This window comes from Haemophilus sp. THUN1691 (genome assembly GCF_059704425.1).
The window spans coordinates 798,483-811,477 of sequence record NZ_AP046578.1; the positions used below are offsets into that span (position 1 = coordinate 798,483).

The 12,995-nt window shown below is 40.7% G+C and carries 10 protein-coding genes; 1 reads left to right on the forward strand and 9 read right to left on the reverse strand.

Going from position 1 to position 12,995, the window contains the following annotated elements; all coding sequences use genetic code 11:
• Positions 1 to 206: 206 nt before the first annotated feature.
• The 8 genes from AC6H0J_RS03925 to AC6H0J_RS03960 all read right to left on the reverse strand — a co-directional run bounded on the left by AC6H0J_RS03925 (position 207) and on the right by AC6H0J_RS03960 (position 10,073).
• Positions 207 to 3,383 carry a hypothetical protein gene (locus AC6H0J_RS03925; protein WP_497512869.1) on the reverse strand — a complete coding sequence of 1,059 codons (3,177 nt, stop codon included), beginning with the start codon at positions 3,381 to 3,383 and terminating at the stop codon, positions 207 to 209.
• A 20-nt stretch (positions 3,384 to 3,403) separates the two neighbouring features.
• Positions 3,404 to 3,880, reverse strand: coding sequence for a hypothetical protein (locus AC6H0J_RS03930; RefSeq protein WP_497512870.1), 477 nt, complete (start codon positions 3,878 to 3,880; stop codon positions 3,404 to 3,406).
• Positions 3,881 to 4,051: 171 nt separating this feature from the next.
• The gene (locus tag AC6H0J_RS03935; RefSeq protein ID WP_497512871.1) at positions 4,052 to 4,195 is read right to left on the reverse strand and encodes a hypothetical protein; all 144 of its coding nucleotides are present in this window, start codon (positions 4,193 to 4,195) and stop codon (positions 4,052 to 4,054) included.
• A 67-nt stretch (positions 4,196 to 4,262) separates the two neighbouring features.
• Positions 4,263 to 7,154, reverse strand: a complete 2,892-nt coding sequence (locus tag AC6H0J_RS03940; protein WP_497512872.1) for a cell wall anchor protein — start codon at positions 7,152 to 7,154, stop codon at positions 4,263 to 4,265.
• Positions 7,155 to 7,174: 20 nt separating this feature from the next.
• Positions 7,175 to 7,651, reverse strand: a complete 477-nt coding sequence (locus AC6H0J_RS03945) for a hypothetical protein (protein ID WP_118817283.1) — start codon at positions 7,649 to 7,651, stop codon at positions 7,175 to 7,177.
• 222 nt (positions 7,652 to 7,873) lie between these two features.
• Positions 7,874 to 8,095, reverse strand: coding sequence for a sulfurtransferase TusA family protein (locus AC6H0J_RS03950; RefSeq protein WP_497512873.1), 222 nt, complete (start codon positions 8,093 to 8,095; stop codon positions 7,874 to 7,876).
• A 9-nt stretch (positions 8,096 to 8,104) separates the two neighbouring features.
• Entirely contained in the window at positions 8,105 to 9,148 is a 1,044-nt protein-coding gene (locus tag AC6H0J_RS03955) for a YeeE/YedE thiosulfate transporter family protein (RefSeq protein ID WP_497512874.1), read from the reverse strand.
• A gap of 217 nt (positions 9,149 to 9,365) precedes the next feature.
• Positions 9,366 to 10,073, reverse strand: a complete 708-nt coding sequence (locus tag AC6H0J_RS03960; protein WP_005631081.1) for a 7-cyano-7-deazaguanine/7-aminomethyl-7-deazaguanine transporter — start codon at positions 10,071 to 10,073, stop codon at positions 9,366 to 9,368.
• Positions 10,074 to 10,263: 190 nt separating this feature from the next.
• On the opposite strand from AC6H0J_RS03960, the gene pdxH reads away from it, so the two are divergent.
• Positions 10,264 to 10,896, forward strand: a complete 633-nt coding sequence (pdxH, locus tag AC6H0J_RS03965; protein ID WP_497512875.1) for a pyridoxamine 5'-phosphate oxidase — start codon at positions 10,264 to 10,266, stop codon at positions 10,894 to 10,896.
• Positions 10,897 to 10,982: 86 nt separating this feature from the next.
• Here pdxH and typA read toward each other — a convergent pair whose 3' ends face one another.
• The gene (gene typA, locus AC6H0J_RS03970; protein ID WP_497512876.1) at positions 10,983 to 12,833 is read right to left on the reverse strand and encodes a translational GTPase TypA; all 1,851 of its coding nucleotides are present in this window, start codon (positions 12,831 to 12,833) and stop codon (positions 10,983 to 10,985) included.
• Positions 12,834 to 12,995 lie beyond the last annotated feature (162 nt).

Consider the following 12,995-nt stretch of genomic DNA (forward strand, 5'->3'; position numbering starts at 1 on the left):
CATTGATTGTATTATTTTGCTTGCTTGCTTGCTTGCTTGCTTGCTTGCTTGCTTGCTTTAACTCATTGATTTGATTGTTATTTAATAACTGTAATTGACTATTTGGCATTATCAATTTGCTCGAAGTTTGTGACTTCATAACCTGCTTTTCTCGATTTTTATAAAAAACGCACCCGAAGGTGCGTTTTTCTAATAGACGTTACAAATTAACCAACAGCAACATCTGAATCAACCCAGAGTTCGTTAGAACCAGAGTGGTAAACATGATAAGTCTTGCCTTCATAATTAACTTGTGAGCTTGCAACTTTGCTAATCTCACTTAAATTCACTTTATCACCTTCATCACCATCAATAATTAACACATTGTTGTGAGATTTACCACTATCATCAACCATTGGTTTAGCACTGTGGTTTCTCTCAACATCACTTTTGTGGATAAAAACTGAGTTGTTTAACGTACCTTTAATATCAATTTTCTCAAAGTTAGAGAGCTCTGAAATAGAGGTTATAATATCTTTGCCGTCTCGATTCACAAACTCAAGTGTATCGAAATCATCACCACCATTAATAGATCCTTTTGTTCCTACACCACCAGATGTTCTTACGATATCATTGCCAGAGCCCATATCTATGTTTGTGGTAGAGAATAAATAGAAGAACGGAGAGTCTGCAGAACGCGCTTCAAGAATATCATTACCCGCTCCCATATTAATGGTGCCCGCAATAGTCTCAAAGCTTGCATAGTCATCACCACTACTGCCCATACCGTTACTATCTATAGTATTAGATGATAACCCACCCTCATCAGGATCTTTAGCATCTCCAGTATCTTCACCCGCTTGAGCCGTTACCCGTTCGCTAAAGTTGTAATCAGGATTTCTCGCCTGAGCGCTCACATTCGAACCATCTTTTACTTGGTCTTGTGGAATGGTTGTGCTGTTTTGGCCCGCTGCAATGTTTGGTAACATTGTAGGATTGTTTGAAGTCCAGCTACCATCTGCATTTTTGGTTAAAGTCACTCCGATACCTATATTAGAATCCTCTGGGTTTAAAAATATGTCAGACTTTTCAGGAACTATGCTTACGTCAACCATATCGCCTACTTTTGCATCATCTGGTACTTTCACGGTGACTGAACCATCTGTAGTCGATGGAATGATTTCCGGTGCGCTTGGTGCAGGAGTCTTAGGGGCTTTACCTACTGTCTGGCCACCCGAATTACTAATTATACCCGAATTAGCAAACGCTGTCGCACTTAATGTCGAACCAGCTTGTATTTTATCCGCTGAAATCATCGCTTTACCCGTCGTGGGTTCTACCGTCACATCTGGGTTGTCCGAAGTCCAATTATCGTTCTCACCTTTCGTTAAGATTGTGATTTTTTTTGTCCCTGCTTTATCGGTATATCTTACCTTCATAGACTTAAGGTCTTGAGCTGCAGGAGGGGTGATTTCCACAAAGCCATCTGTTTTTACGGTTACCTTGGGAGAATCTATTTCGTTATTCAACCCATAAGTTAAATTTACTGGGCTTGAATTACCTGCAGGATCCTCTGCATAAGCATCTACACTTTGGAATCCTTTAAGTTTATTCGCTGGAATAATCGTATTATCCTTGCCAGCATCAACATTCGGCACGTTCTCTGGTTTATCTGAAATCCAACTACCATCCTGTTGTTTAGTCAAGGTGGCTAAAGTTTCACCAGCATGAATCTCATCTTGTTCTCCATCTGAATCATCGTAATCTCTATAAGCCTTTCGTTTAATTACAACAAAATCACCAACCTCGGCCTCTTTTGGCATTGTTACTCTTGCAGAACGATCTTGTAAATAAGTTATTTTTGGATCGCTTGGCGCATAAGTATCCGGAATGTCAACCGCATTTGCCGTTGCTTCTTCACCTGTATTCGTTGCTTCTTCACCGGTGTTACCTTTATTATCCGTTGCCCAGGCTTTCACTAGAGAGCCACCTTTCACTTTATGTGCTAGAAGAGTTATTTCGCCAGTTTTTGAATTAAGCCAGATATTCTCTGGATTAGATGATACCCAACCTTTATCAGCATCTTTAGTAATCGTGACTGTTTGCGGATTTCCCTTTTCATCAATGTAGTGCACTTCAACCGATTTAGCATCTGCAGGTGGAGTAATATAAACAAAACCATTCTTTTTCGCTTCAATAGTTGGTTTAGCCGGTGCCGTGGTGTCAGGATTATTCCCCGCATTCGCTGTACCTTCTTCACCAGTGTTACCTGCGTTGTCAGTTGCTTTCGCTGTCACTGGAGAGCCATCTTTCACTTTATCTGCTGGAATGGTTGCCTTACCGCTAACAGGATCTACTGCAACATCTGGGTTATTTGAAGTCCAGTTGCCATCGTTACCTTTAGTCAAGGTTGCAGTTTTCGGTGTGCCAGCTTCGTCAGTGTAGTTCACTTCTACAGATTGGGTATCTGCATCTGTAGGAGGCGTTACGTCCACTGAGCCATTGTCTTTCGCTTCAACAGTCGGTTGAGCTGGTGCAGTGGTGTCAGGATTATTACCCGCATTCGCTGTACCTTCTTCACCGGTGTTACCTGAAGTATCAGTCGCTTTCGCAGTCACTTGAGAGCCATCTTTCACTTTATCTGCTGGGATGGTTGCTTTGCCAGTTACTGGGTCTACTGCAACATCCGGGTTGTTTGAAGTCCAGTTGCCATCTTCACCTTTAGTCAAGGTTGCAGTTTTTGGTATACCCGCTTCATCTGTGTAGCTCACTTCTACAGACTTGGTATCCGCATCTGCTGGAGGTGTTACTTCCACAGATCCATTGTCTTTCGCTTCAACTGTTGGTTTAGCTGGTGCTGTTGTGTCTTTGGCAGTATTGCTATTGTTATTAGCGTTATTTGACGAGCCGCCACCATGACTGCCACTTGCTGCCGCAATAATACCACCTACAGCAGCTACACCAGCCGCTACCCATAACCAGCTTGGATTAAATGCCCAGAATGGTGCAGTGACGCTGTTTCCGCCTAATGCTTGTGGTGCAAAAACTTGATCTGCAAGTAATGTCACTGCATCGCTTTCTACACCACTTTGTGGAACGTAAGCATAGTATTGCCCATCTTCGGCCATACCTAATACTAATTCAGTATTATCATGTTCATAATAGCCTTCTAAGACTAAATCGCTTTCTTTATTGATATCGGTGCCTTCAAACGCAATATGAAGATCGTTGCCAACACGTTTGGTGTCGATCATTTCAGGGGCATATTGCGTTGCTTCATCAACCAATTCATAGTTCACATGAGGTTGTGCTTTGATGATAACTTTTTGATTTGCTGAATTTAATTTGACGGTTTCAAGAGTTTTATTACCGTTATTAATCTTTACGCTAATATTTTTTGACATAAATAATCTCCCTTAATTGATTAATGAGTTGCACAAGCGGTGTTGTTTACACGAGAAATAGTATTAGCTTGATGCTTAAGCATTTTTAAAGCTTCTTGTGCTGTTGCTGCGTCTACCTCTTTTAATTGTGGTTTTGATGCATTAGAGGTATCGACGTAGAAATAATGAACAGATTGCTTCGCGAGATTGACAGTTAAGTTTGTTGCAGGCTTCATTGCAACATAGTGCGCTTCAAGTGCGGTCGGTTTTGCACAAATTTCAGTTTTAGTGAATCCCCCGACTTGAAGAGAAGACAGGTATTCGCCATTTACTTTGATATTGACTGCGATTGGGTTTGCTCCAGCATCAGTGCGATAGAAAACTAAGCCAGCATGATTTTCTTGTGGTGTCACACTCGTTGATTGATTATCAAAGTTTGACCAATGTTCATTGCTTAGTGTACAAGCTGTTAGTACAAAAACAGCAAATGCTGTTACTAATAATTTATGAAGTTTCATATTTAGTGTCCTTTTATAATTGTAAAATAGTTTAGAAAAAACACGAGTGATTAAAAACTGAACGCTCGTAGACTTTTAAGCGGGGCATTCTAGCTGAAATTTAAAAAAAAGGAAGGAAAAATTAAGAAATTTACACTTTATTTACAATGTAATTTTAACTTATTGATTTTATTATTTTGCTTGCTTGCTTGCTTGCTTGCTTGCTTGCTTGCTTGCTTGCTTGCTTGCTTGCTTTAACTCATTGATTTGATTGTTATTTAATAACTGTAATTGACTATTTGGCATTATCAATTTGCTCGAAGTTTGTGACTTCATAGCCTTCTTTTCTCTATTTTTACAAAAAACGCACCCGAAGGTGCGTTTTTCTAATAGACGTTACAAATTAACCAACAGCAACATCTGAATCAACCCAGAGTTCGTTAGAACCAGAGTGGTAAACATGATAAGTCTTGCCTTCATAATTAACTTGTGAGCTTGCAACTTTACTAATCTCACTTAAATTCACTTTATCACCTTCATCGCCATCAACAATTAACACGTTGTTGTGAGATTTACCACTGTCATCAACCGTTGCTTTAGCGTTGTGGTTTCTCTCAACATCATCTTTTTGGATATTAACTGTGTTGTTTAACGTACCTTTAATATCAATTTTCTCAAAGTTAGAGATCGCTGAAAGCGAGGTTGCAATCGCTTTGCCGTCTCGATTCACAAACTCAAGTGTATCGAAATCATCACCACCATTAATAGATGCTCGTGAGTCTATATCACCAGATGTTCTTACGATATCATCGCCTGAGCCCATATCTACCTTTGCGGTGGAGAATATATGGGAGAACGGAAAGTGTATAGAACGCGCTTCAAGAGTATCATTACCTGCGCCCATATTAATGGTGCCCGCAATTTGCTCAAAGCTTGCATAGTCATTACCACTACTGCCCATACCGTTACTATCTATAGTATTAGATGATACCCCAGTCTCATCAGGGACTTTAGAATCTTCACCCGCTTGAGCCGTTACCTGTGCGCTATAGTTATCCGCAGTATCGTTCGCCTGAGCTGTCACATTCGAACCATCTTTTACTTGGTCTTGTGGAATGGTTGTGCTGTTTTGACCTGCTTCAATGTTTGGTAACCTTGTAGGATCGCTTGAAGTCCAGCTACCATCTGCATTTTTGGTTAAAGTCAGGTAGAAAGGCATAGCCGAATCCTCTGGGTTTAAAAACACACTAGAAGTTTCAGGGACTACTCTTACTTCAACCGTATCGCCCACTTTTGCATCATCTGGTACTTTCACAATGACTGATCCATCCGTAGTCGATGGAATGATTTCTGGTGCGCTTGGTGCAGTAGTATCAGGGTTTTTACCGACTGTCTGGTAAGCCTCATGACTAATTATACCCGAATTATCAAATGCTTTCGCAGTTACTTGCGAACCAGCTTGTATTTTATCCACTGAAATCATCGCTTTTCCCGTCGCGGGTTCTACCGTCACATCCGGGTTGTCTGAAGTCCAATTACCGTCCTCACCTTTTGTTAAGATTGTGATTTTTTGTGTCCCTGCTTTATCGGTATATCTTACTTTCATCGACTTAAGGTCTTGAGCTGCAGGAGGGGTAATTTCCACAAAACCATCTGTTTTTACGGTTACGTTTGGAGAAGCTATTTCGCTACCAAAATAAGTTAGCGCTAGTGCGCTTTTATTACCTGCAGGATCCTCTGCATAAATATATATATCCCCGAATCCTTTAAGTTTATTCGCTGGAACAATTGTATTATCCTTGCCTGCTTCAACATTCGGCACATTCTCTGGATTATCTGAAATCCAACTACCATCCTGTTGTTTAGTCAAGGTAGCTAAAGTTTCAGCAGCATTAATTTTATACTCTAGCAAATCCCCATCAAAATCAAAATCATCGTAATCTTTATAAATAGCTCGTTTAATTACAACAAAATCACCAACTTCGGCCTCTTTTGGCATTGTTACTTTTACAGAACGATCTTGTAAACTATCTGCTCCCGGCATGCTTGGCGCATAAGTATCCGGAATGTCAACCGCATTTGCCGTTGCTTCTTCACCTGTATTCGTTGCTTCTTCACCTATGTTACCTTTATTATCCGTTGCAGAGGCTTTCACTAGAGAGCCACCTTTCACTTTATGTGCTAGAAGTGTTATTTTGCCAGTTTCTGAATTAAGCCAGATATTCTCTGGATTAGATGATACCCAACCTTTATCAGCATCTTTAGTAATCGTGACTGTTTGGGGATTTCCCTTTTCATCAATGTAGTGCACTTCAACCGATTTAGCATCTGTAGGAGGAGTAATATAAACAAAACCATTCTTTTTCGCTTCAATAGTTGGTTTAGCTGGTGCAGTCGTGTCAAGATTATTCCCCGCATTCGCTGTACCTTCTTCACCGGTGTTACCTGAAGTATCAGTTGCTTTTGCTGTCACTGGGGAGCCATCTTGCACTTTATCTGCTGGAATCTTCGCTTTGCCTGTCGCGGGATCTACTGCAACATCTGGATTGTTTGAAGTCCAGTTGCCATCGTTACCTTTAGTCAAGGTTGCAGTTTTCGGTGTGCCTGCTTCGTCAGTGTAGTTCACTTCTACAGATTGGGTATCTGCATCTGTAGGAGGCGTGACGTCCACTGAGCCATTGTCTTTCGCTTCAACACTTGGTTTAGCAGGTGCAGTGGTGTCTTTAGCGGTATTGTTATTAGCGTTATTATTTTTATCACTATTATCAGATGGTTTGTCAGCAGCGTTATTTGATGAGCCGCCACCATGACTGCCACTTGCTGCCGCGATAATACCACCTACAGCAGCCACACCCGCGGCCATCCATAACCAGTTTGGATTAAATGCCCAGAATGGCGCAGTTACACTGTTTCCGCCTAATGCTTGTGGTGCAAAAACTTGATCTGCAAGCAATGTCACTGCATCGCTTTCTACACCACTTTGTGGAACGTAAGCATAGTATTGCCCATCTTCAGCCATACCTAATACTAATTCAGTATTATCATGTTCATAATAGCCTTCTAAGACTAAATCGCTTTCTTTATTGATATCGGTGCCTTCAAACGCAATATAAAGATCGTTGCCAACACGTTTGGTGTCGATCATTTCAGGGGCATATTGTGTTGTTTCGTCAACCAATTCATAGTTCACATTAGGCTGTGCTTTGATAATAACTTTTTTGGCTGAAGTGTTTAATTTGACGGTTTCAATAGTTGTATTGCCGTTATTAATCTTTACGCTAATATTTTTTGACATAAATAATCTCCCTTAATTGATTAATGAGTTGCACAAGCGGTGTTGTTTACACGAGAAATAGTATTAGCTTGATGCTTAAGCATTTTTAAAGCTTCTTGTGCTGTTGCTGCGTCTACCTCTTTTAATTGTGGTTTTGATGCATTAGAGGTATCGACGTAGAAATAATGAACAGATTGCTTCGCGAGATTGACAGTTAAGTTTGTTGCAGGCTTCATTGCAACATAGTGCGCTTCAAGTGCGGTCGGTTTTGCACAAATTTCAGTTTTAGTGAATCCCCCGACTTGAAGAGAAGACAGGTATTCGCCATTTACTTTGATATTGACTGCGATTGGGTTTGCTCCAGCATCAGTGCGATAGAAAACTAAGCCAGCATGATTTTCTTGTGGTGTCACACTCGTTGATTGATTATCAAAGTTTGACCATTTTTCGTTGTTTAATGAGCAAGCAGATAGCATGAAAGCTGCCATCGCTGCAGTAAAAAGTTTGGAAAGTCTCATAATAAAGTCCTTTAAAATATACTTATAGGTTCTAATCAAACGCGATTTTGCTGTTTGAAAATTGTACGCACAGGGCGATGAGGTGGCGAATTTTAACTCATTGATTGTATTATTTTGCTTGCTTGCTTGCTTGCTTGCTTGCTTGCTTGCTTGCTTTTTTAGTGCTTGGCCAGCTATTCTGACCAAGCTAATAGAAAAGATATTTAGGATTTGATTTGTGTGTTATTTAACCACTGTAATTGACCATTTGGCATCATCAATTTGCTCGAAGTTTGTGACTTCATAGCCTTCTTCAGCCGCCCAAGCGGGAATAGCTTCGGTGGCTTGTGTGCAGTCAAATTCAATTTCTAGGCCATCTCCTTTATTTAACTTAGTCATAGCTTCTTTGGCTTCAATGAGAGGAAAGGGACAAACTAGGCCGAGTGTTGGTAATTTAACGATCATATAAACTCCTTATGATGTTTTTGTTAATTTTAAACGTTGTGGACGGATAATGGTGAAGTAGGCGGCTACCCAGGTGCCGAGAATCATCAATGGCAATGAGACCCAACCTTGCCAAGAGAAAAAGGCAGTTTCGACTAAACCGTTACCGATGGAGCAACCACCTGCAAGGGTTGCCCCAATACCCATGAGAATACCGCCGAGTCCGCTGCGTAGAATCGTGGTGGCATCTGGTACGCGGACACGAAATTCATTGCTCGCTTTCGCACCGATGAATGACCCAATAAAAATCCCTAAAACTAAGAATACGCCCCAGTTAATAAATTTACCGTCGCCAGTAACGAGGAATTGCATGATATTAGCGGATGGACCAGTGATCCCAAGTCCAAACTCACGACCTGTAGCGACACTGAGTGGCCAAGCTGCAAGAGCAATTAATCCGATTAGCACTGCTGAGAAAAATGGGTGCCAGCGTTTTTCAAATAATAAGTGAGAAAGCCCCGTTTTCTTCGGTTTTAATGCTGCGACTTTTACGCTTGTTTTGCTGAGATGTTTGTATACATAGAAAGCCGTCACTAAAGTTAATAATGCGACTAACCACCAAGGTGATATACCGAATGTATCGTAAATGTTGCGTTGTTCAATATTGATGCTGCGTAAGGTTTTATTGAGTTCGCCTAATGGGCCAGTACGCATGATGGCACTTAATAACATATAAGTGAATAACGCGGCCCAGCTGCCGACTAAGCCTTCCGCAGCACGGTACCATGTACCTGTTGCACAACCGCCAGCAAGAACAATGCCGATACCAAACACAAAGGCACCGATAATCACCGCTAAAAAGGCAAAATTTTCAGCCGGATCGACATTTAATACACCGATTTCTTTTAAGAGAAAGAAACCGATGGATTGCACGGTAATCGCCAATAGAAGGGCTACAAACATTTTGTTATTTTTGGTGACATACATATCGCGAAATGCGCCAGTAATACAAAAGCGCCCACGCTGCATCACAAATCCGAGTAAAATTCCGCAAAGTAATCCGGTTAAAAGCATAAATATTCCTTCTATTTTAGAACTAAGTAGATCGGTATTTTCTAAAAAAATAAGAAGGTAGCGCCAATAACTTTTAGCTAGAAAATATATTTTTTTGATATAAAAAAGTGCGGTTATAAATTTATACTTTTTTACCACACTGCTTTAGCAACGTAATAATAATTAACCCCACTCAAAAAAGTGGGGTTAGTTGTTTTATGTACGCCAGAAATTTGGTTTATGCAGGAACGCGTTCTGCTACGAGCATTTGTAGTTTTCGTAAAATAACATTTAATACTACGCCATAGGCTGGGACGAACAAGATAATTCCTATAAATAATTTAAATAGATAATCTACAAAACCGAGTTGTGCCCAGTGTTCAGCCATGAATGGATCTGCACTTTGGTAGAAGGCGACACTGAAGAAAACAAACGTATCCGCCATTGAGCCAAATGTCATTGAGCTAGTTGGCGCTACCCACCATGTTTTTAACTGGCGTAAGCGGTTAAATACGATCACATCAAGTAATTGTCCTACCACGTAAGCGGCAAAGCTCGCAATAGCAATACGGAATACAAACAGATCAAAATGCGTTAATGATTCGAAACCTTGGAATTTGCTTTCAGAGAATAAAACAGATATGACGTAACTTACAATCAGTGCAGGAAACATCACCACGAAGATAATTTTTCTCGCATCTTCAGCACCAAAAATACGCACAGTCAAATCAGTAGCCAAAAAGATAAATGGGAATGTGAGCGTTCCCCAAGTGCTGTGGAAAGAAAAATCATTTGCTGCACCAAGTGCGGTTAATTTTAGCGTGATCTCAAAAGGGATTTGTACAAAGTAATTGCTCGCTGCAATGATGAATATGTGGAAAAAGCTGAGCCAGATGATTGCACGACGTTTTTGTTGATCATTAAAGATCGGAGAGTTTAATTTCATGTTGTACCTTTTTAGTTTAAATAAATCGGGGTTAGGGAACCCGAGGTTGAATATAGGGGGCTAGATAATACGCATATTTCAAATAATTGCAAGATTCGATGTCATTTGAGTTGTATTTTATGAAAATTGACGAACGATTTTACAATCTTTATTCTATTTGCGTTTTTCATCAAATTTGAAAGGAGATAAAATGGAATTGCATGATATTCGCGATGAATATACTAAACGAGTGCTTTCACAACATGATTGCCATGAAAATCCAATCTCGCAATTTGAACAGTGGCAGAAAGAGGCTATTCATGCTCAAGTTAATGAGCCAACAGCAATGAATATTGCGACTGTTGATGAACAAGGTCGCCCAAATAGCCGAATGGTTTTGCTAAAAGAAGTCAATGAGCAAGGTTTTGTCTTTTTTACCAATTATCTTAGCCGAAAAGGCAGCTGTATTGAACGCAATCCTTATGTCGCGCTGACTTTCTTTTGGCCAGAATTGGAGCGCCAAGTGCGAATTGAAGGTAAGACGGTGAAAATCCCAGCGGAACAATCCGATAAATATTTTGCTACCCGACCTTACACCAGTCGTATAGGGGCTTGGGCAAGTGAGCAAAGTGCGGTGATTTCTAATTATAAATCTTTGTTAGCAAAAGCCACATTAGTTGCCGCTAAACATCCGTTAAATGTGCCTCGACCAGATTATTGGGGTGGCTATTTAGTCGTGCCAGAAACCGTGGAGTTTTGGCAAGGGCGACCAAGCCGTTTACATGATCGCATTCGTTATCGTAAAGAAAGCGATAATTGGATTAGAGAAAGACTTTCTCCTTAATAAATTGAGCATAAAAATAACCGCACTTTAGTTATATTCCAAAAGTGCGGTTAATTTTTTACAAATTTTCGTGCTATCGTTGTTTATTAATGCGTGCTAGTACTTGTCGTTGTACGGTTTGCACGTTTACGATCGTTTTCCGTTAAGAGTTTTTTACGGATACGGATCGATTCTGGTGTCACTTCCACTAATTCGTCATCATCGATAAACTCGATGGCTTGCTCAAGGGAGAATTTCACTGGTGTAGTTAATACGATGGCATCATCTTTACCTGATGCACGCATATTGGTGAGTTTTTTACCTTGTAAACAGTTTACGGTTAAGTCATTTGTACGGCTGTGAATACCGATGATTTGGCCTTCGTAAACTTCTACGTTGGCTTCGATCATTAATTTACCACGCTCTTGTAAACCGAATAGCGCATAAGCTAATGCTTTACCTGTCGCGTTAGAAATTAACACACCGTTTTTACGTTGACCGATTTCACCTGGTTTGATGTCATCGTAGTGATCGAAACTAGAGTAAAGTAAACCGGTACCTGACGTCATGGTCATGAATTCACCACGGAAACCGATCAAGCCACGGCTTGGGATGATGTATTCTAAACGTACACGACCTTTGCCATCTGGCATCATGTCACGAACTTCACCTTTACGGATACCTAATGCTTCCATGACAGAACCTTGGTGTTGTTCTTCTACGTCGATAGTCACTTGCTCATAAGGCTCTTGTTTTCTGCCGTCGATTTGACGATAGATTACTTTAGGACGAGAAACCGCAAGCTCATAACCTTCACGACGCATATTTTCAATTAATACAGAAAGGTGTAATTCGCCACGACCAGAAACACGGAATTCATCTGGGTTTGGTGTTTCTTCTACACGTAATGCCACGTTGTGAACTAATTCTTTGTTTAAACGTTCAAGAATTTGACGAGAAGTCACATATTTACCTTCTTGACCCGCAAACGGAGAGGTGTTTACACAGAAGAACATGGTTACGGTTGGTTCATCAACGGTTAATGAAGGTAGTGCTTCAACCGCATTGATATCACAAAGGGTGTCAGAAATATTTAATTCACCTAAACCGGTAATCGCGATAATATCGCCTGCGTAAGCAATATCTTCTTCATAACGTTGCAAACCAAGATGACCTAATACTTGCCCCACACGACCTTGGCGAGTTTTACCTTCGCCATCAATAATCGTTACAGGTTGATTTGGTTTGATTGCACCACGTTTGATACGACCGATACCGATAACACCCACATAGCTGTTATAGTCTAATTGTGAGATTTGCATTTGGAATGGTGCATCAAGCTCCACTTTTGGCGGTTCAACGTGTTGAACGATCGCTTCAAATAACGGAGTCATGTCTTCCGCTAATTCTTCGTGTTCAAGCCCTGCGACACCATTTAATGCTGAAGCATAGATAATAGGGAAGTCTAATTGCTCATCGGTTGCGCCAAGGTTAACGAATAAATCGAATACTTGATCCACAACCCAATCAGGACGCGCGCCTGGACGGTCAACTTTGTTAATTACTACAATTGGTTTTAAACCATGAGCGAAGGCTTTTTGTGTCACGAAACGCGTTTGTGGCATTGGGCCATCAAAGGCATCTACGACTAAAAGCACAGAATCCACCATAGAAAGTACACGTTCTACTTCACCACCGAAGTCGGCGTGTCCTGGGGTATCTACGATGTTAATGCGATAACCATTCCAGTTAATTGCGGTATTTTTTGCAAGAATGGTAATGCCACGTTCTTTTTCAAGATCGTTTGAGTCCATTACGCGTTCATCAACATCGCCGCGAGTTGATTCAAATGTACCGGATTGTTGAAGGAGTTTGTCAACGAGGGTGGTTTTACCATGGTCAACGTGAGCGATAATTGCGATATTGCGCAATTTATTAATATCAATGTCGTTTTTCATTTATTACGTTCTTAATGTTTAAGTTTTGTAGGGTGGAATTTTTATGCCACCAAATAGTCCAAGTAGTTTAAATTGGTGAGTCACACTCACCCTACGAGAATCTCGAAAGGGCGAAAATTATACACGATATTTCGTTACTCTGCTACGCTGGTGTTTAAAATA